This window comes from Epilithonimonas arachidiradicis (genome assembly GCF_003610695.1).
Classification (GTDB): Bacteria; Bacteroidota; Bacteroidia; order Flavobacteriales; family Weeksellaceae; genus Epilithonimonas; species Epilithonimonas arachidiradicis.
Window position 1 is genome coordinate 1 of record NZ_RAQH01000009.1, and the last position, 19,879, is coordinate 19,879.

Below are 19,879 nucleotides of genomic sequence, written 5' to 3' on the forward strand. Positions count from 1 at the left end.
TGCAGCAATATTAAATCTGGCAGCAGCTTGCTTTAGAGAAAGGTTTTGCGACTCAGTCGTTTCCAAAACCCTGAGCTTAAATTTTGCATCATAACTGCGGTTGCTCCTGCGTTGTAACCCCTGAATTCCGTATAAATCATAAAACCTTTTCCATTTGCGAATCATAGACGCATCCAAACCTATTTCCCGAGCCAAAGAGTGCACCGAAAGATTATGTTTTGCAATTCTTTCAATGCAACTCAACTTAAATGATAAACTATATTTTGATATTCCCATAAATAAAATGCCCCTAAAAAGTGTCTAACTTTTTGGGGCAGTCCAATCTGATGAGGTTTTTTTGTTGAAAACAGATTAATCACAGACTTTCAACTACAACAACCCGACTTTTGGCTACACTGTTTTTCTCTGGCTTACAGAACTTTGCCATATCAAAAATAAAAACAATGGAACTAAAAAACAGCACTGTTCTCATCACAGGCGGAACCAGCGGAATAGGGTTGGAACTTGTAAAACAATTAACTGAACAAGGCGCAAACATCATTGCCGCTGGACGAAATATTGATGCTTTAAATAATGCGAAAGCAAAATTCCCCAATATCCATATCTTCCAAAGTGATGTAAGTAATCCGAAAAACATCAAAGAGTTGTTTGATACTGTTACTACGCTTTTCCCGGATTTGAATATCATCATCAACAATGCAGGTTTGATGAGGTTAATTGACTTGCAGGACAGAAGTATTGACCTGGAAAATATCAACCGTGAGATCACAACCAATCTTTCGGGAACGATTCAGATGGTTCATCAGTTTCTTCCACATCTGCTGAAAAAGAAATCTGCAGCTATTGTGAATGTTTCTTCGGGAATTGCTTTTATGTCGTATTCTTCTGCGCCAATTTACAGTGCCGCAAAAGCGGGCGTTCGTGCATACACGCAGGCTTTACGACTGCAGTTGGAGAACACCGATGTCAAAGTTTTTGAGATGATTCCGCCAGGAGTCAACACCAATCTGCAGAACGAATGGCCCATAAAACCCAATCCACAAATGATGATGGATGTGGATAAAATGGTAAAAGTCGCAATTCAAGGATTACTGAAAGACAAAAAAGAACTGAAACCTCCAATGATTAGCGTAATCAAACTCGCAACCAGGCTTTTCCCCGATATGATGTTGAATGTCGGACATCGCGAATTCAAAAAAATTAAAAAGCTTGAAAATTAAAAAGCCGTGGACATTTCTTATTAATATTCATAATAATTTTTAAATTTAAATAAAAAATACAATGATAAAAAGTATAATTTCTTTGATATTACTGATTGTTTCTGTGATTCTGAATCTTAAGCACGGCTGGGAAAGTCTCAATTATAAAAATAATCCGCAATCTCTTAAAATGATGAACGATCTTGGCATCAACGAAACATATATTCCGGTTCTCGGCGTTTCAATAATTTTGATTGCCATTCTATTACTTATCCCGAAAACTTTTTTCTTGGGAAATGTCCTCAACGCGATGTCAATTGTTTTGATTATGGCTTTGGCAATGAGAGTCGGGAATTTTAAAATGGTGTTAATGGAAATCCCTTTCCTGATGATTCCTTTGGTAATGATTGGGCTTAGATACCCTTTTAAAAACTGATTATTATGAATTCCAAACCCATTCGTTTTAAAACCATTACGGAAGCGCATCGTGCATTTGGTTTGCCAAGCCCGGAACATCCATTGATAAGTGTTTTGAATTATGCTGACTTAAATGTTCCGACTAACGGCGGTGAAATCACTGCGACATTCGATTTCTATTATATTTCGCTCAAAAAAGGTTTTACCAACAAGCTTTTTTATGGCCAGCAGACTTATGATTTTGATGAAGGAATGTTGTATTTTGTTGGGCCGAATCAGGTTTTGAGAGGAGCCGGGCCGGAACCGGATGACGATCTTTCCGGCTGGGTTTTGCTCATCCATCCCGACTTTCTCTGGGGAACTTCTTTGGCAAAAACAATTAAAAAGTATGAGTTTTTCGGCTATTCTGTGAATGAAGCATTATTCCTCTCAGAAAAAGAAAAAAATATTCTGAACGGGATTGTTGACATTATCCAGAACGAATATCAGTCGAATATCGACAAATTCAGTCAGGATATTATGATTTCGCATCTGGAAACTCTGCTCAATTATTCTGAAAGGTTTTATCAAAGACAGTTTCTAACCAGAAAGAAGAGCAGTCACAAAATTCTGGAACAGATGGAAGAGCTTCTGCAGAATTATTTTAATGATGAAGACTTAGTTTCCAGAGGTTTACCAAGCGTTCAGTTTGTCGCAGATTCACTTCACATCTCTGTAAAATATCTGGGAAGCCTCTTGAAACAGTTGACCGGTCAGACCACGCAGCAGCACATTCACGAAAAATTAATAGAAAAAGCCAAAGAAAAACTTTCGACCACAGAATTATCAGTAAGTGAAATTGCTTACGAGCTCGGTTTTGAACATTCGCAAAGCTTTAGTAAGCTGTTCAAAAGTAAAACTAATCAAAGCCCGCTGGAGTTTCGTGCGGCTTTTAATTAATCAAATCTTGAAATAAGGCTCATTAAAATATTGGCTCGGTTTGATGTAAATCATCTGTTTTTCCGCATCAAAAATCCAATTGAACCTCCTAATCAAATCGGCGCCAAAATAACTGACTTTTTGCGTTTTGATATCTCCTGCGAAAAAGCCGGCAGAAACATCTTTCAGGCTGATGTCCGTAATGATTAGCTCAGGTAAAATCCCTTGTTTTGTAATCACGCTTTTCCCCGCAGAATTTTTCAGCGTTTTTTCACCGGTTACTTTTAATTTTTGATTCAAATCTCTGGCATCCGCAATAGTGTTACTGTACAGCAATCCACCGGAATAGCCGGATTGCAAAAGAAAACTGGCTTCAAAAGATTCTGCTCCGATTCTGTTATCACAGGCCAGGAAAATCTGTCCTTCTTTGGTGGAAGTGTAGGAAACCTCTTTGTATCCGGTTAAATCAGGGAGTTGGTCGTAGATAACAAATTGGCTGTTGTCAAAATCGATTTGATACGTTTTTCCTTTGAAAATTGCGGTTCCGATTTTTCCGTCTGCTTCTGGTCCGGTCAATTCATTGTCATAGAATTTGACATTATTCCATTGCAGATTTCCGATTTTGACCGAATTATTTTCACTGACGTCATTTTTAAAAACAATGCTTTTTGCAGGTCTCAATCTTTCTGGAGAAATAGAAGCATCTTGCATTGCAATTTGGAACATCAGATCCAGAGAATCCTTCTCATTGACCACAGTTTTTACAATGATATTATTGTACTTAGTAATTCTGAAAGGAATAATTTCTTGAGCGTTTAGAGCAATTGTGAAGACAGTACAGATGATTGCTATTGTATTTTTGATGATCATAATTTTGTTTTCATAGTTTGTTTCTCAAATTTAATAAAATAGCTTTACTTTGAATAAATAATCTCTGCCGATGTTGGAATTTTTACAAAACGAACTGTTTTGGGAAACCAAAAATTTTAAACGGAATGAATTTCTCAAAACCTCAGGAACTATTGACACTAATGTCTATTTTGTAGAAGAGGGAAGTGTCCGGATTTTTATCGAAGATGAGGATGAAGAACGGATTATTCGATTTGGATATAAAGACAATATCATTGTTTCATTGGATTCTTTTTTGTCAGATAAACCTTCGGAGTTTTATATTCAGGCTATCAAAGCTTCAACGGTAAAGGTGGCTTCCAAAAATGATTTTTATGAATTTATCAATTCCAGTAATGAGAATCTGAAATTATGGAATTCGATTCTGGAAGATCTGGTTTTGCAGCAGATGGAGCGTGAAAAAGATTTGTTGTACAGTTCTCCAAAAATCCGCTATGAAAGAGTGCTGAAACGCAGTCCGAAATTATTCCAAGAAATCCCGAATAAATATATTGCCAACTATCTCAGGATGTCGCCGGAAACCTTGTCGAGACTGAAAAAATCTTGACTTCAATCAATCTTTTTATCAATGAAGTTTTAGACTTTTGTGAAAAATTTTGACGATGACAATTCCAATTAATCAATTATTTAGCGAACTTAAAATCATTACAGAAAATAATATTGAATTTGCTGAATCACTACTTAATCAAAATAATGAAACTCTGAATTTTCGAGCGTCAGAAGACAGCTGGAGTATTTTGGAATGTCTGGAACATCTTAATTTTTACGGACTATTCTACCTTCCTGAAATTGAAAATCGAATCCTTGAAACCCGATTCCAAGAAACTAAATCAGAGTTTAAAAGTGGAATTTTAGGGAATTATTTTGCCAATATGATGCTTCCGAAAGAGAAACTCAATAAGATGAAAACTTTGAAAATATCCAATCCAATTCATCAACAATTGAATCGATCGGTTATCAACGAATTCATTAATCAACAAAATAAAATGCTGGAACTTCTCGAGAAAGCAAAAACCGTTGATTTAGAAAAAACGAAAACTTCAATCAGTATTTCAAAATGGATTAAACTGAAATTAGGCGATACTTTCCGATTTGTGATTTATCATAATCGGAGACATATCAAACAAGCGGAAAATGTTCTGAACAATATTTAGATTAAGACAAATCGATTAATTATTCTTGTAATCTAATAATGTAATCTTGGTAGATTTTTTGAAAATCAGCTAAGGTTGCTTTTCCAGATTTGATAATTTTTCCGTTTTTGTAGATGTTGTAAGAATTGATTTCTTGGGCGTTTTTATTTTGATAATCCAAAGTAATTCCGTCAGAAATTATTCCCGATTCATTGGTTTTTAAATAGGTCAAGGCTTTTGGCGCCAACTTTTCTGCATAACTGGCGTAAAACAATTTCAAAAGCGCATCTTCTTCACTGAAAAAATCGCCTATGCTTTCAAAAATCGAATCTAAGTTATCCAAGTCAGGACGGATATTCAATCCATAAAAAAGTTTGAATGTTTTGTCCGGATTATCATCACCAAAAACCTCATAATTGGTTTTGATACTTACATTTTGGATCATATTATTTGACAGAGAACGAGTAATCGTTGTATTTTTCGGTAACTGGTTGATGTCAAAATCAATACTTTCTACAACAATTGCTGGTTTGTTCTTGTAGAAAAAAGTTCTGACCTGTTTTTTATTTTTTAGTTCGATTTTGATGACAGAATTTTCGTCTGCCGCATTTGTAATTTTGATTTCGTTATCTTGCCTGGCAAAAATAAGAGCGTTACCATAATTGACGGCGTACATCATGACGACGATGCTGTCCAGCTTTCCGTTTTTATATTTTTTGAACGTGCTGCCTCTTTCGATTTTCGTTTCTTTATAATCTGGCGAATCAAGATTCTGTCCGAAAAATAATGAAGCCATCAAAATATTAATGATTGAAAATATGTTTTTCATACGGTTTTATGTTGCTTCAAGATACAAAATTATCGCTTCAAAAGATTGATGCTCACGGTTGCTAATTCAGAATCAGGGAATTTCTTGAAGAGATTCGTGTCGGGTTCCAATCCGGATTCTTTGCAAATCCTATGAAAAACATCCACTTCTACAATATATTGGTCAGAAAATCCGTGTGTTGCATCGTAAGCTGTTGCTGCGGTTAGTCCCAAATTTTTCGAAGTGATTTTTGGCGAAAGCGTGTGTAATTCGATCAACAATAATCCAAATTTTTCAACATAAGGTGTCCATTTTTTGAGATGATTCAGAAGATTTTCCTCTACATCTTTGTTGGATAATCGTTTTCCACGAAAGGCAAAAGCGCCTGTTGACGTGCTGATTCTGTTAGAATTAATATCCGAAACATCTTCCCAAATCCTGTTGTGATCCAGGAAAGTTCGGATGTTGAGCAAATCTCCTAATTCAATATTATAATCGAATTGTAAATCTTCTGCCAGTTGTTTTGGATTGCCGATGTCGCCCCAAATCACTTTGGCCCAAATATCATTTTTGATGAGATTGGCTCTCGTGACTTTCAGCGCTGCTTGGTTGTAATCTGCACCAACCAGAAATAACGGATGTTCTTCTAAATGTTTTCCACGCAGAGTCTGTCTTTCTATAATCTCGTAAAGATGTTGTAATAGCGCACCATTGCCACAACCCATATCCAGAATTCCTTTTGGCTGCTCATTTAATGGACGATTGAAAATCTCTATGATAAACTCATCAATCACTTTAAAGTAAGTCAAATGTGCGCCACCACTTCCCCAGACATTCATTTCTCGGTTCACGTGGATTTCGTCTTCGCCATCTTCGATTTCCCGGATTTCTGAAGCTTTTCCGAAAATCAATTGATTCAGTTTTGAGAACATCGGAAGATAAGAAACCGTTACTCCATAGGCCGTTGCGCGTCTTGCAAAAAATAGTCCTGTTTCAGTGAATTGAAAGTTTTTACCTTTCTTCGAAAACCAACCAAGTTCAGAAAGATAATCAAGGATTTTTCCAAAATATTCTGGATTTTTATGGAATTCTTCTGCACTGAAACTTGCTTCCATAAAGTATTTGTGAAACATTCCGCTCATTCCTAGTTTGATGATGATTGGTCCGACCAAAGCACCTTCTATATGTTTTTGGATTTGATAATTGAGGGAAGCTTCGTCTTCGGTTTCATTCAGAAAAGATTTATACTTCTCAAAAATCTGAATCCATTTTTTGCAAAGATCTTCGGTCAGCTCTTTGGAATTAATAACATCAAAATCTGCCAAAAACTCTGCTAAATCAACATAAGTATTTTGATGAGAAAATGCTTCTGCTGTTTTATCATTCTTCGAAATTTTGACAATATTAGATTCGTTATTCAAATCATAATTCAGGAAACCTTGGGAAGCCAAAACCCGCAAAGCCACATTCAGATAACCTTCGTTAGCTTCAAATTTTTCATTGATTTCGGAAAGTTCCAGGTTATCATTAGCTAAAATAAAATCCAATACTTTTTTCTTTGACAAAGCCGAAATAACTGGCGCTGTAACAATCCCGTCGAGATGTCTGAAAATAGATTCACGAAGTTTTCTCTTATCCATAAAACTGTTGATTTTGTGTTTTGGAAGATAAAAATTTTCCTTTAAATCTTAATAAAGAAAAAATACTTGTTCATTTTTCGGTTGTTGACTGATTACGAAAACGATTAAATTTGTATCATTCAAGACAATCAATTATGGAATTGAGCAACGAAATAATGTATCAGGCATCTTTTGAGAAAAATCCCGAATTCGAAGGGGTTTTTTGGATGGGCGTTAAGACCACGGGGATTTTCTGCCGTCCCACTTGTACTGCAAGAAAACCGAAACCGGAGAATGTCGAGTTTTTTGACAATACAAAAGATGCTATTCTGAAAGGTTACAGACCTTGCAAAGTTTGCAAACCGCTGGAAAATCCGGATGAAACACCTGAGGAAATCCAGAAACTGATGGAAGAATTATCTGCTGACCCAAGTTTGAAATTCAAAGATGTTGATTTGGTTGAAAGAGGGTTGCAGCCTGCTACTGTGAAACGTTGGTTTCTGAAGCATCACGGGATGACTTTTCACGCTTTTCAAAGGATGTTCAAAATCAATTCTGCTTTTAAGAAGCTTCAGCAAGGTGAACATGTTTTGGATGTGGCTTTGGATAATGGTTATGAAAGTTTGAGTGGCTTCAGTGATAGTTTCAAATCAATCATCGGAACTTCTCCAAAAAATTCGAAAATGGAAAAAATTGTTGACCTCAAAAGAATCGAAACACCCTTGGGGACAATGATTGCCTGTGCGAACGAAAACGGAATCTGTATGCTGGAATTCTCCGATAGAAAATCATTAACCAAAGAATTGGAAGAAATCTCAAGATATTTTAACGCTAATGTTGTGCAGGGCGAAAATCCTCATTTCAAAACTTTGGAAAAAGAATTAGAAGAATATTTTGAGGGAAAAAGATTAAACTTTACAGTTCCGCTTGCTCCGGTCGGAACAGATTTTCAGAAGAATGTTTGGGAAATCCTGAGAACCATTCCTTACGGAACGACCAGAAGTTACCAGCAACAGGCCGATATTCTTGGAAATCCGAAGGCGGTGAGAGCTGTTGCCAATGCGAACGGACTTAATAAAATTTCAATCATCATTCCTTGTCACAGAGTGATTGGAACTAATGGAACTTTAACTGGTTATGGTGGTGGAATCTGGCGAAAACAAAAGCTGTTGGAACTGGAAAAAGCGATACTATTTTAGGAGGTTTCGAGATCCTCAGCCTGACAAATAATATCTCGCAGATTAAACTGATTTTGCAGATTGATTAAAAATCAGCTTAATTTGCTAAATCAGCGAGACTTTAAAATGGAGACTATAAAATCAGAAGAATTAAAAAATATAGCTAACCTTTGGTTCAAAGCTTTCAATGAACATAATTTGGAAAGTTTGCTTGAACTTTATGATGATTCGGCGGAACATTACAGTCCGAAACTTAAAATCAGAGAGCCGGAAACGAATGGTTTGATAAAAGGTAAAAATGCTTTGAGAACTTGGTGGAAAGATTGCTTCAAAAGGCTTCCGACTTTGCAGTATGAAGTTAATAGACTGACGGCAGATTCCGAGCAAGTTTTTATGGAATATACCAGAAAGGTGGAAGGCGAGGAAGATATGAAAGTAGGCGAGATTCTTGAAATCAAAGACGGAAAAATTATTTTTTCCAGAGTCTATCACAGCTGAAAATAATTAAAAAGGTTTCGAGAACATCAGCATGACAAGAATTTAATATTATCAACTATCAATTATCATTTATCATTTATGAACATTCAACCTACCTTAGAGAACGACTTTGTAAGATTAGTTCCATTAGAAGAGGATGATTTTGAGCAATTGTTTTCAGTGGCTTCTGATCCGAAGATTTGGGAACAACATCCTAATAAAGACCGATACAAAAAAGAGGTTTTTCAAAACTTCTTTCAAGGCGCAATGGAAAGTCACGGTGCTTTTAAAATCGTAGAGAAAAATACGGGGGAAATTGCCGGAAGTACAAGATTCTATGATTATAATCCGGAAGATCATTCGATATTCATTGGTTATACATTTTATGCGACCAAATTCTGGGGTTCCAAACTGAATCCACAAGTCAAAAAACTGATGCTGGATTATATTTTCCAATTTGTAGATAAAGTTAAATTCCATGTGGGGAAACATAATATCCGTTCTCAGAAAGCAATGGAAAAATTAGGTGCAAAGAAAGTAGATGAAGTTAATGTAGCTTACTTTGGCGAACCAGAACGATTGAATGTCGTTTTTGAAATTACAAAAGAAAATTATCTGATATGAAAAAGTACAGAATCCAGGCAAACCCTTTTGTTGTGCCGACGACAGATGGGAAATTAATCGAAGAACATTGGGGCAATTCTACCAGAAACTCAGAGATTTCTATTGCACATATGGTTGCGCCACCTAACTGGAGCGAACCGCATCAGACACCGGAGTTTGATGAGTTTACATTGATCATTTCTGGTAAGAAACATTTTGAGATTGACGGCGATTCTGTTATTCTGGAAAAAGGACAAAGTATTCTGATAGAAAAAGGCGCCAGGGTCCGTTATTCTAATCCATTTAACGATCCTTGTGAGTATATTGCAATTTGCCTGCCTGCTTTTTCTATGGATTTGGTAAACAGAGAGGAGTAATATCGTTAGCAAAAACTCTAATATTATTTTATGGATTAAATAAAAATAATTTTTTTGATGTTTTTGTGAGAATATTGTATTTTTGAGAGGGTTTTGGTTGGTAAGCTGAGCTCATTTTCAAAATAAAACGATAGTTCTATGAAAAAGTCGCTCTATTTATTTCTTATTCTTTTTTCTTTTTATACTGTTTCCTATTCTCAAGCCACCAGGGAAACTCAAATAAACATCATCAATAGTTATGATAGGATCGAGATTGATGATCAGGAGATTGCCAGCATGGATAAGGTTAAACAGTTAGCTGATCAATCTAAGAAAATAGGCTTTCATCAAGGTGTTTTGAGAGGTTTGACAATGTTGCAAAAGATTGCCTTGATGAAAAACGATTACATCGAGTCCGGGAAATACAGTGACGAGGCAGAAGTATTAGCTGAAAAACTAAAAAATAACTCTGCTCTTAGCGCAATCTATTTGTACCGAGGAAAAATCAATATCATTTTGGATAAATTGCCTGAAGCGGAAATGCTTCTAAACAAATCTCTAAAATATGCCTATAAGATAGATAACCAAGCCGATAAGCATATCCAACTTTGTCGTATTTATGCCAATTTTGCTGGAATGTATGAAGGAAAGGGTGATTCCAAAAATTGGTACATTTCAACCAAAAAAAGTCTTAATGCAATAGAAACTACTCCTGCCAGTAATCTTACAGAATATCAGAAATCAAAATATTATTATCTCTATATTTTCGAACTGATGAATATGGGTAATTACTATGGTTATGCTGTAAACCCACCCAGGCCAGAGCTTGCGGAACCTTATTTTAAAAAGATGATGGCTTTTGAAAAATCGGCACCAGACTATTTCAAAATACTTGAACTGGAAGCTTATGAATCAATGAGCAGTTTTTATCTTGTGAAGGGAGATTATGAGCAATCGATAGATTATGCCCAAAAACTTCTGATAATTGAGAAAACAAAAAGTAATTATCGTGAAAGATTGATGGCATACAGAAATATTAAGGATGCTTTTCGGTTGCTAAAGAATGATGTTAAAGAAAATCAATATTTAAGACTATATACTGCGCTCAACGATAGTATCATATTATCTGAGAAAAAAGCAATTGTCAGCCAGTCCAGGGATGAAATTAAAAAAGCTTATGTTAAAAATGAGCAATCAAAAAAGACACTTTTATGGATTAGCGGAATTGTTATAACTGTTATTGCTTTTGGTTCCTGGTTGCTGGTTCGCAGAAAGAATAGAACGCTTCGTAATAATTATCAGCTGATGATAGAAAGGCTTAAGGTCGAATCGAAAGAAGCTGAAGATGCGGCTAATATTACTAATGATATTGAAGATAATGCTCCAATTGAACCGGATATGACTGATGAATCCGAAGCATCTAACAAAAACCTGATCTCGGCCGAAACAGAAGCGCGAATTCTTAGAAAACTAGCCGCATTTGAAAAGTCGGAGAAGTTCCTGAGAAAAGATCTGACAGTAGGTTTGCTTTCTTCCCAGTTTAATACCAATTCCAAATACCTGGCAGAGATTATCAAAAATAATAAATCTCAAAACTTTAGCAATTATATCAACAATCTAAGGATTAATTACATTGTCCACAAGCTGTACAATGAGCCTAAATATAGAGAGTACAAAATCAGCTATCTGGCTGAGGAATGTGGCTATGCTTCGCCTCAGGTCTTTGTTTTGGCTTTTAAAAAGATCAATGGTGTTACGCCGTCTTATTTTATCCAGAGTTTGCAGGAGGATGAAAGCTTACAATACAATTAACCCTTAGGGAATTGTCGATATCTGTTTTTCTTTTTTTTTATTATTAATTGTGTTTTACTACTTACTGAGCGATTTGTGTGATGGTAATCGAACCCAGATTTACATAATTGCTGGCACTAGAGTCAGAATGGTAAAGTAACCTTATTTTGTCTCCCGCATTCAGAGTGCCTGTCCAGTTGATAGAGTTGCCATTGTCTACTGTGGAACCATTCATATTGGCATTGGTATCTTTCATCAGCAAGGAGTAGCTGCTTCCACCATTGGTGCTTTTCTGGAGCAGTGCAGATACGAACCAGCTTGTCTGTGCATTGACGTCATGGGAATGAGCACTTTGCATGCTAAAGGAATAGATTCCTCCCATACCGGCAGGTACTGTGAATACATTGCTTGCATAGGCGTTATATACATCTATATACTCAGTTGGATAATTGGCGAGGAGCATATTGGCGTTGCCAATATTTTGAGTACCGATTGCAGCTGCACTTACTATTATTTTTGATGTTCCTGTTGGAACGCCATTTACATACCCTAAAACACCGTTGGCGTCTGCCACTACAGTTCTGGTTGCAGTAAAGGTTTGGTCTTGACTGGCAGATGCTGCACCTGCCGGTGTGGTATTGATGGCATTGGTTGTACCGTTTGCGGGAAGATTTCTCAGTCTTGTGATGCCGTTGTTGTCGAGCTTTTCGGTTGGGCTCACTGTATTTACACCTACATTTCCTGTTGGGGTAATACGCATCTTTTCTTGTCCGGCAGTGTTGCTTCCTGTACTGGTGAGAAACTTGACTGGTGTAGGATTGGCAGTATAACTGCTTCCAATATCTAGCGATGTACTACTTCCCTGTGCAAGAATTTGTGCAGCTTGATTTGTATCTGTCCACATCCATAACTGGTACGCCCCGCCATTGGAAAGTCCTATCGAAGCTCTTGTCCCACTCCCTGAATCCTGCTGTATCCCTGTGCCTACATCATTTGTGAACGTTGTTTTCTGTGTATTAGTAAATGTTAGTGTTCTACCTGCTTGTGTGAGCGTACGGTTGCTAGTGAGAGTACCGTTAGCATTATAGATATTAACAGGCGCTGCAGGTAATCCTGCTACAGTTCCCAAAACGCCGTTAGCATCAGCAACAACAGTCCTGGTTGCTGTAAAAGTCTGATCTTGTGCAGCAGACATATCGCCATCAGGTGTGGTATTAATGGCATTGGTTGCCCCGTTTGTAGGAAGGTTTCTCAGTCTTGTAATGCCGGCGTTATCAAATCGTTCTGTCGGATCCTGAGTATCCACGCCAACATTTCCTTCTCCTGTGACACGCATTCTCTCTATGCTGGTGGTATTGCCGCCAGGGCTTGTACTCAGTGTTATCGGAGCAGAATCATTAGTATAATGAGTAGCTAAACCAAGCCCGGTAGAGCCATTGGAAGCTGTGATTTCGGAACCAGAATTCCATTGTTGTATCCATAGGTTAGCACTTCCATTATGGAATCCCATAGCAGCATCGATAGAAGTATCAGTAGCCTCCTGATGGATTCTTCCGTCTATATCCCAAAAGGTTTTTCGGGCTGTTCCTACAAAATTCAGAGTTTTCCCATTCAATGTTAATGTACGGGCATTTCCGGGGCCGATAAGTGAACCGTCGGAGTTGTAGATACTGGTATCATTTGCCAAACCTGATCCGGTGCTGACCCATTTGGTTCCATTAAAATAGTAGTAACCTGCAGTGGTCACATCAACTGTCTGTCCTGCCGGCGCTGAGTCTGCTACAGTTACATATACTAATGTACCGGTCTGGTCCGTAGTATAGGTTTTGGCTCTCAACTGGTCGCCTGTTAGTCTGGGTGCGGTGATGCCATCCAGTGATGTGTTATCCGTAGCTTTACCTATGACGTCCAAAGTTGATTTTGGCGTATCTGTATTAATGCCCACTTGTGAAAATACAAAGCCCGACACAAGCAAGGCTCCTAAAAGAATAATGTGTTTTTTCATTTGTATAATAAATTAATTATAATTTGGTTTGAATGTCTAAGTAAAAAATCGCCACTAATTCGTGTTAATTTAGTACAAATGCTTTGTTGCTAAGTAACACTGCATTACTGTCAAACTATATATATTTAATTTGCTTTACGATTAGCTTCTTGTAAAATTATATTGCACTAATGTTTATATATGATCATCAATATTTCAATAATTTTACATTATATCTGCTTATAAATGTTAAAATTAAAATTTTTTTTAAAATTAGGTATTAACTTTTAGATAAATGATAAAATGCAATCTACAAAAACAACTAATAACAATTGATATATTCTGATTTATAGGAAATAAGGTTTTATAAGTCAATCCTATTATCAATTATAAATATCTGGCAGATATTATAATACGTCTCAACACTTTAATACTATCATAAAGAATACGAGATCATTATCTCGCTGGGGAGCGTGTTTGTGCTTCTCCGCAAATATTTGTACTGGCTTTTAAAAAAGATCAATGGTATTTACACAGCCTTATTTTTATTCATTGTCTGAAGAAGGATAAAAGCTTTGTCTGTTGTCAGATTTGATTTTCTTCGCTGAGGTTAGTGGATCCAATATGAATCTGTTGACTGTGCTAATAGATGTGTATTATACAAGTCAATAGCCACGTATTGAGAATGTCAATAGGTGGTTGTTTAAATATCTCTGCTGAATAGTATGATCTATTGTACAGTAAGGTATTTATTAAAAATGATTGTTCTCGGAGATTTCAGAAGGATGCTGTTAGCGGTGTATTGAGTAGTTACTTGCAATTGATACATACCAGAGGCTAGTTCTGGAGTAATAATGATAAGTTCAGAAGGTTTATTCACGGCGATATCATTGGTGCTGGCTTTGGTTCGCTCATTAGTAGCAACATTCACAAAGGATATACCGTTGGCAGGATTATCGCCGACAATTTTGATTTTAGTTCCTTGTATTTTAAGGTTACGATTGGGAGTTAGAAGATGATTGATACTACCACTGTTGATATCTGTGATCTGAGAGATAGAACAGGTTGCATCAGCCATCCCCAGAATATCCACTTCGATGTTCTGGATTTGAACTCTTAGTTTTTCACCTTGGTTGAATTGGAATAAAATGCTGTGCCTCTTATTATCGAAGGTTTCTGTAGGACTTGTAAAAACTCCACGTATTTTTGTGGCAGCGGTAAAATATCCTGTGTTGATAGAGTAGCCGTCACATAACTGGTAGGCCATCTCTTTCAGGAAAAGCTCTATGGTGTATTCCATAGCAGATGCAGAGATGTCAGCTCCGCCACGGGTGACAGCTATTTCGCAAATCTGTTTTATATTCAGGGATCGCTCGCTTATGGTGCGAGCGATATAATCATTAGAATTGTCTTTAGTAAGGACATTATCGTAGAGATACGCCCGGATTTTGTGTAGTGATGTCATTTGTGTGTTTTTGTTGTTTGTTTTTTTATAAATGTGAAGTTTGATATCCTAAAGTACCAACTCTTCAAACAATCTTTCAAAAGTTTTATCCAGATCCGGAGTAGATCCGGGATGAGGTCTTGAAGTCTGAATAATAGAGCTTTTGACGGCGGTCAACCATCGGAAACGTTCCGGGATTTCAAGCTGGGCAATGGATCCGGCTGATTTTTCACCTTTAGCGATACTGACAAAAGACTGCAGGTGTTTCTTTACATCATCATAATCTATTTTCGAATGGATGACGCGGAATTTCTCTTCACAAAGATGAATTTTGACCCGGATGAATTTTTCTCTTTTTGAAAACATAATTAATCCGACATTGAAGAATTCTTCACGTTCAGGCTTCGGAACCAGACGGATTACCGCGTACTCATATAACTTTTGCTCTTGCATTTTTGGCTTCATTTAAAAAGTTATCAGAATTGTCGCGTCTCAGGATAAGAAAACGGAAATACACATCTTTAATCTCAGTTGGGGTCAAATCCGTATCATTCCAATGCAACCAATCTTCGGGAATCAGTTCTACGATTTCTCTCAAAACATCATCGGTCAGTATCGTTTTGAATTTTGTATTTACTTCGTCCAGTTCCGAAGCCTGCGGAAGGAGAACGTGATCTTTGATCATCACAAAAGGGCTCACAGCATTCTTTTCCCAATTGTCCCAGTTGTGGTGAAAATATAAAGAAGCGCCGTTGTCAATAAGCCACAGTTCCTGGTGCCACATCAGCATATTGGTATTACGGAAAGTCCGATCGATGTTGGTAAGAAACGCATCCAGCCAGACGATTTCAGACGATAGTTGAGGGTCGATTTTCACCGCGCCCGGATCGTAAGTAATTGCTCCGGAAAGATAATGAAGAGCGAGATTCAGTCCACAGCTGTTTTTCAGTAAATCCTGAATTTCCTCGTCAGCTTCACTTCTTCCAAAATCCTCGGAAAGATTAGCAAACACCAACTCCGGAATACGGAATCCTAAAACTTGGGAAACTTTGCCTCCGATTAATTCAGAGATCAAAGCCTTCACGCCGTGTCCAGCACCCCGGAATTTTAATACATATTTGAAGTCGTCATCCGCCTCTGCCAAAGCAGGCAAAGAACCTCCTTCTCGTAATGGAAGAATGTAGCGTGTGACATTAACTGTTCTTAAGGATAAGTCCAATTTGTAATTTTTTTGTAAAAATAGGGATTTACAAAGGAAATATCTGTAAAAGTTCTAAAATCTACTATTATGAAATTCGGAATAAAGTGAATCTATTATTAATGTCTAATGGTGTTTTTTGCGTTAAGTATTTTTACGTAATTTTTATTTAAATGAATAATTTAATTATATTATGTTAAATATTTAATTATATTTGTGAGTAATGTGTTCGGATATGTTGTTATTGTTGAATTTATTTTAAAACTACTATGAATAACCTCAAAAATAATATATATGAGAAATTTTTACAGAAAAATTGGTATTCTCTTAATTGTGCTTTGGGCAAAATTGTTTTTTGCACAGGGTTTTATTGAGAATTTTGATGACATTGCCACACTAGCTAGCAATGGATGGACTTTGCAAAACAACAGTTCTCCTGTGGGAGCTCTTGGTTGGTTTCAAGGTACTGCTACAACAGCAACACCAACACCTGGACCGTTTAATTCTTACAATGGAGCAGCTAATGCATATATAGCAGCTAATTTTAACAGTACAGGAAGTTCCGGAACTATTTCTAACTGGATAATAACTCCTAACAGGACTTTAAGAAATGGCGATGTTTTTAGTTTTTTTACTAGGAAACCAACGATTGGTGCAGGACAAACGGACTATCCAGATAGGTTGGAAGTCAGAATGAGTACCAATGGAGCAAGTACCAATGCAGGAAGTAGCGCCGCAACAGTTGGAGACTTTTCTACACTTTTGCTTAGTATAAATCCTACTTTGGTTGCAAATGTCTATCCGCAGGTTTGGACTCAGTATACTATTACTATCTCTGGTTTATCAGCCCCTACATCTGGCAGAATTGCGTTTCGATACTTTGTTACTGGTGCAGGTTCTTTAGGAATCAATTCAGATTATATAGGAATAGACAATGTGGTTTATACGCCTTATATTTGTCCTGCTTTTACTATGACATCTGGCGGAGCTTTAACAGCTGGTGCTGCGGGCAGTCCTTACAGTAAAACGCTTACGCAGACAGGGGCTTTAGGAACTCCTAATTTTGCTATTACAGCAGGTGCGCTTCCTCCGGGATTGACTTTGTCTACTTCAGGAACTATTTCGGGAACGCCAACTGCTACGGGGACATTTAATTTTACAGTCACTGTTAACGATACCAGCGGATGTTCGGGGTCTCAGGCTTATTCTATTACAGTATTATGTCCGTCAAACCCGATTACTATTGCTAATTTCCCAACACTTTGTAGTAATAGTGGTTTATACACTTTAACAGAAGCTTCTCCCGCGGGTGGAACATATAGTGGAACTGGCGTTAGTGGTGGTCAATTTGATCCGGCTGCGGGTACGCAAACCATTACTTATGATTATACAGATCCTTATGGCTGTGCACATTCCATGAGTAAAACTATAACGGTTAATCCTGAACAAAATATTACAACCCAACCAAATGCCAGTACAATTTGTGTGGGTGCTAATACCACATTCAGTGCTACAGCTAACAATGCTACAGGGTATCAATGGCAGGTTAATACTGGTTCAGGCTTTACGAATATCGGCAACACTGCACCATATTCCGGCGCAACTACATCAACCTTAACTGTTACAGGAGCGACTGCCGCTATGAACGGTTATGTCTATCGTGTAGTAATTTCAGGCTCTACGGGATGCGATCCTAAAACTTCAAACAATGCAGCCTTGACTGTTAATTCTGCCCCGGTAATTACGACTCAACCGATTGCAAGTACGATCTGTGCAGGTTCTAATACGACATTTACTGCTTCTGCAAGCAATGCTACCGGTTATCAATGGCAGGTTGATTCAGGCTCCGGCTTTACGAATATCAGCAACACAGCACCATATTCCGGAGCAACGACAGCTACGTTGACTATTACCGGAGCAACAGCTGGCTTGAATGGTTATATATATCGAGTTGTGGTAACAGGATTGTGTACACCGGTTGCAACTTCAAACAATGCAGCCTTAACAGTTAATTCTGCTCCGTCAATTACGACCCAGCCGAGTGCAAGTACGATCTGTGCAGGTTCTAACACGACATTTACCGCTTCTGCAAGCAATGCCACCGGTTATCAATGGCAGGTTGATTCAGGCTCCGGCTTTACGAATATCAGCAACACAGCACCATATTCCGGAGCAACGACAGCTACGTTGACTATTACCGGAGCAACAGCTGGCTTGAATGGTTATATATATCGAGTTGTGGTAACAGGATTGTGTACACCGGTTGCAACTTCAAACAGTGCAGTTCTGACCGTTAATTCTGCCCCGGTAATTACGACTCAACCGATTGCAAGTACGATCTGTGCAGGTTCTAATACGACATTTACTGCTTCTGCAAGCAATGCTACCGGTTATCAATGGCAGGTTGATTCAGGCTCCGGCTTTACGAATATCAGCAACACTGCGTCATATTCTGGAGCAACGACAGCTACGTTGACTATTACCGGCGCAACAGCTGGCTTGAATGGTTATGTATATAGAGTTGTGGTAACAGGATTGTGTACACCGGTTGCAACTTCAAACAATGCAGCCTTGACCGTTAATTCTGCTCCGTCAATTACGACCCAACCGATTGCAAGTACGATCTGTGCAGGTTCTAACGCTACGTTTACTGTTGCTGCAAGCAATGCCACCGGTTATCAATGGCAGGTTGATTCGGGCTCCGGCTTTACGAATATCAGCAACACTGCGCCATATTCTGGAGCAACGACAGCTACGTTGACTATTACCGGCGCAACAGCTGGCTTGAATGGTTATGTATATAGAGTTGTGGTAACAGGATTGTGTATACCGGTTGCAACTTCAAACAATGCAGCCTTGACCGTATCATCAGTAAGTGGTTCAACAACTAAAACTGATGTTACTTGTAATGGAAGCTCTAATGGAACGATAACCCTTACACCTTCGGGTGGCGTATCTCCTTACACTTTTGCTTGGAATGATGGCGCAGATACTCAAAATAGAACAGGTCTTGCAGCAGGAAATTATACGGTAACTATCAAAGATGTTAATGGTTGTATAGGATCTGCTTCTGTAACGATTACGGAGCCAGATGCATTGGTTGCTACGGCAGGAGCGCAAACTAATGTTGCTTGTAATGGTAGCGCGACGGGTGCAGCAACAGTTAATGTTACTGGAGGAACGGGTAATTATACTTACAGCTGGAATACAACACCGGAACAGACAGGGATGACGGCAACAGGATTGGCTGCAGGAACTTATATTGTAACGGTGAAAGATGCCAACCAGTGTCAGACAACACAATCATTTACAATTACAGAAGCAGAAGCGGTAGTTGCTCCTACAGGTGCGGCAACACAAAGCTTCAATGCTGGAGATACGCTGAGTGTTTTAGTTGCTAATGGTCAGAATATCAAATGGTATGCAACAGCAGGTGATGCAACCAATCATATTAATAATTTACCAATGAGTACTTTGATTGTTAATAATACCACTTATTATGCAACGCAAACTGTTGGCGGATGCGAATCTAAAACGTCGTTAGCAGTTTTAGCCTGGAATGAGGATATGGGTGTAATAAATAATGATGGTAAGACCAAAATCCAAATTTATCCTAATCCTGTTAAAGAAGTATTGCACTTCAGTGGTGAGGAGAAAATCAATAAGATTGTAATTATGTCAATTGATGGTAAGAAAGTCTCAGAGAAAACAATGTATGGCGAAAGAAAACTGAATGTTCATACTTTGGTACAAGGTACTTATCTGATTAATATCTTTACAGATAAAGGTATTCAAACCATTAAGTTTATCAAAAACTAAAACTTAAATTATAATTCTATAAGAGC

19 protein-coding genes are annotated in these 19,879 nt (G+C 37.8%); 11 read left to right on the top strand and 8 right to left on the bottom strand.

Going from position 1 to position 19,879, the window contains the following annotated elements:
- Window positions 1-276 (bottom strand): transposase (locus BXY58_RS13455; RefSeq protein ID WP_147366849.1); only part of this gene is annotated, 276 nt, incomplete at its 3' end.
- A 167-nt stretch (window positions 277-443) separates the two neighbouring features.
- Between BXY58_RS13455 and BXY58_RS13460 the strand changes: the two genes are divergently transcribed.
- The 3 genes from BXY58_RS13460 to BXY58_RS13470 all read left to right on the top strand — a co-directional run bounded on the left by BXY58_RS13460 (window position 444) and on the right by BXY58_RS13470 (window position 2,555).
- Window positions 444-1,220, top strand: coding sequence for an SDR family oxidoreductase (locus BXY58_RS13460; RefSeq protein ID WP_120214389.1), 777 nt, complete (start codon window positions 444-446; stop codon window positions 1,218-1,220).
- A gap of 61 nt (window positions 1,221-1,281) precedes the next feature.
- On the top strand, window positions 1,282-1,635 hold the full coding sequence (locus BXY58_RS13465) for a hypothetical protein (protein WP_120214390.1): 354 nt from the start codon (window positions 1,282-1,284) through the stop codon (window positions 1,633-1,635).
- Between the two features lie 5 nt (window positions 1,636-1,640).
- A complete protein-coding gene (locus tag BXY58_RS13470; RefSeq protein WP_221408305.1) occupies window positions 1,641-2,555 on the top strand; it encodes a helix-turn-helix domain-containing protein in 915 nt (304 codons plus the stop codon).
- Here BXY58_RS13470 and BXY58_RS13475 read toward each other — a convergent pair whose 3' ends face one another.
- The gene (locus BXY58_RS13475; RefSeq protein WP_120214392.1) at window positions 2,556-3,404 is read right to left on the bottom strand and encodes a hypothetical protein; all 849 of its coding nucleotides are present in this window, start codon (window positions 3,402-3,404) and stop codon (window positions 2,556-2,558) included.
- 70 nt (window positions 3,405-3,474) lie between these two features.
- Here BXY58_RS13475 and BXY58_RS13480 point away from each other — a divergent pair, with 70 nt between their 5' ends.
- Complete coding sequence (locus tag BXY58_RS13480) at window positions 3,475-3,990, top strand: Crp/Fnr family transcriptional regulator (RefSeq protein WP_120214393.1); 516 nt, start codon at window positions 3,475-3,477, stop codon at window positions 3,988-3,990.
- 55 nt (window positions 3,991-4,045) lie between these two features.
- A complete protein-coding gene (locus BXY58_RS13485; RefSeq protein WP_120214394.1) occupies window positions 4,046-4,597 on the top strand; it encodes a DinB family protein in 552 nt (183 codons plus the stop codon).
- Between the two features lie 19 nt (window positions 4,598-4,616).
- Here BXY58_RS13485 and BXY58_RS13490 read toward each other — a convergent pair whose 3' ends face one another.
- Together BXY58_RS13490 and BXY58_RS13495 are read right to left on the bottom strand one after the other, a co-directional pair.
- A complete protein-coding gene (locus tag BXY58_RS13490; protein WP_120214395.1) occupies window positions 4,617-5,405 on the bottom strand; it encodes a hypothetical protein in 789 nt (262 codons plus the stop codon).
- Between the two features lie 29 nt (window positions 5,406-5,434).
- Window positions 5,435-7,024, bottom strand: coding sequence for a class I SAM-dependent methyltransferase (locus BXY58_RS13495; RefSeq protein ID WP_120214396.1), 1,590 nt, complete (start codon window positions 7,022-7,024; stop codon window positions 5,435-5,437).
- A gap of 134 nt (window positions 7,025-7,158) precedes the next feature.
- Here BXY58_RS13495 and BXY58_RS17180 point away from each other — a divergent pair, with 134 nt between their 5' ends.
- From BXY58_RS17180 to BXY58_RS13520, 5 genes are all read left to right on the top strand, one after another.
- Window positions 7,159-8,202 carry a bifunctional transcriptional activator/DNA repair enzyme AdaA gene (locus tag BXY58_RS17180; RefSeq protein ID WP_120214397.1) on the top strand — a complete coding sequence of 348 codons (1,044 nt, stop codon included), beginning with the start codon at window positions 7,159-7,161 and terminating at the stop codon, window positions 8,200-8,202.
- Window positions 8,203-8,307: 105 nt separating this feature from the next.
- On the top strand, window positions 8,308-8,679 hold the full coding sequence (locus tag BXY58_RS13505; RefSeq protein ID WP_170144241.1) for a nuclear transport factor 2 family protein: 372 nt from the start codon (window positions 8,308-8,310) through the stop codon (window positions 8,677-8,679).
- A 78-nt stretch (window positions 8,680-8,757) separates the two neighbouring features.
- Window positions 8,758-9,282 (top strand): GNAT family N-acetyltransferase, encoded by a 525-nt coding sequence (locus BXY58_RS13510; protein WP_120214398.1) that lies wholly within the window; start codon window positions 8,758-8,760, stop codon window positions 9,280-9,282.
- Window positions 9,279-9,638, top strand: a complete 360-nt coding sequence (locus BXY58_RS13515) for a cupin domain-containing protein (protein ID WP_120214399.1) — start codon at window positions 9,279-9,281, stop codon at window positions 9,636-9,638. The genes BXY58_RS13510 and BXY58_RS13515 overlap by 4 nt, the downstream gene beginning before the upstream one ends.
- 138 nt (window positions 9,639-9,776) lie before the next feature.
- The gene (locus BXY58_RS13520; protein WP_120214400.1) at window positions 9,777-11,429 is read left to right on the top strand and encodes a helix-turn-helix domain-containing protein; all 1,653 of its coding nucleotides are present in this window, start codon (window positions 9,777-9,779) and stop codon (window positions 11,427-11,429) included.
- A gap of 61 nt (window positions 11,430-11,490) precedes the next feature.
- Here BXY58_RS13520 and BXY58_RS13525 read toward each other — a convergent pair whose 3' ends face one another.
- The 4 genes from BXY58_RS13525 to BXY58_RS13540 form a co-directional block, all read right to left on the bottom strand.
- On the bottom strand, window positions 11,491-13,413 hold the full coding sequence (locus BXY58_RS13525) for a hypothetical protein (RefSeq protein WP_120214401.1): 1,923 nt from the start codon (window positions 13,411-13,413) through the stop codon (window positions 11,491-11,493).
- A gap of 709 nt (window positions 13,414-14,122) precedes the next feature.
- Complete coding sequence (locus BXY58_RS13530; RefSeq protein ID WP_120214402.1) at window positions 14,123-14,857, bottom strand: DNA-binding domain-containing protein; 735 nt, start codon at window positions 14,855-14,857, stop codon at window positions 14,123-14,125.
- 48 nt (window positions 14,858-14,905) lie between these two features.
- Window positions 14,906-15,289, bottom strand: coding sequence for a DUF3037 domain-containing protein (locus tag BXY58_RS13535; RefSeq protein ID WP_120214403.1), 384 nt, complete (start codon window positions 15,287-15,289; stop codon window positions 14,906-14,908).
- Complete coding sequence (locus tag BXY58_RS13540; RefSeq protein ID WP_120214404.1) at window positions 15,267-16,055, bottom strand: HipA family kinase; 789 nt, start codon at window positions 16,053-16,055, stop codon at window positions 15,267-15,269. Before BXY58_RS13540 ends, BXY58_RS13535 begins: the two co-directional genes overlap by 23 nt.
- Before the next feature lie 273 nt (window positions 16,056-16,328).
- Here BXY58_RS13540 and BXY58_RS13545 point away from each other — a divergent pair, with 273 nt between their 5' ends.
- Window positions 16,329-19,853 carry a T9SS-dependent choice-of-anchor J family protein gene (locus BXY58_RS13545; RefSeq protein ID WP_120214405.1) on the top strand — a complete coding sequence of 1,175 codons (3,525 nt, stop codon included), beginning with the start codon at window positions 16,329-16,331 and terminating at the stop codon, window positions 19,851-19,853.
- Window positions 19,854-19,879 lie beyond the last annotated feature (26 nt).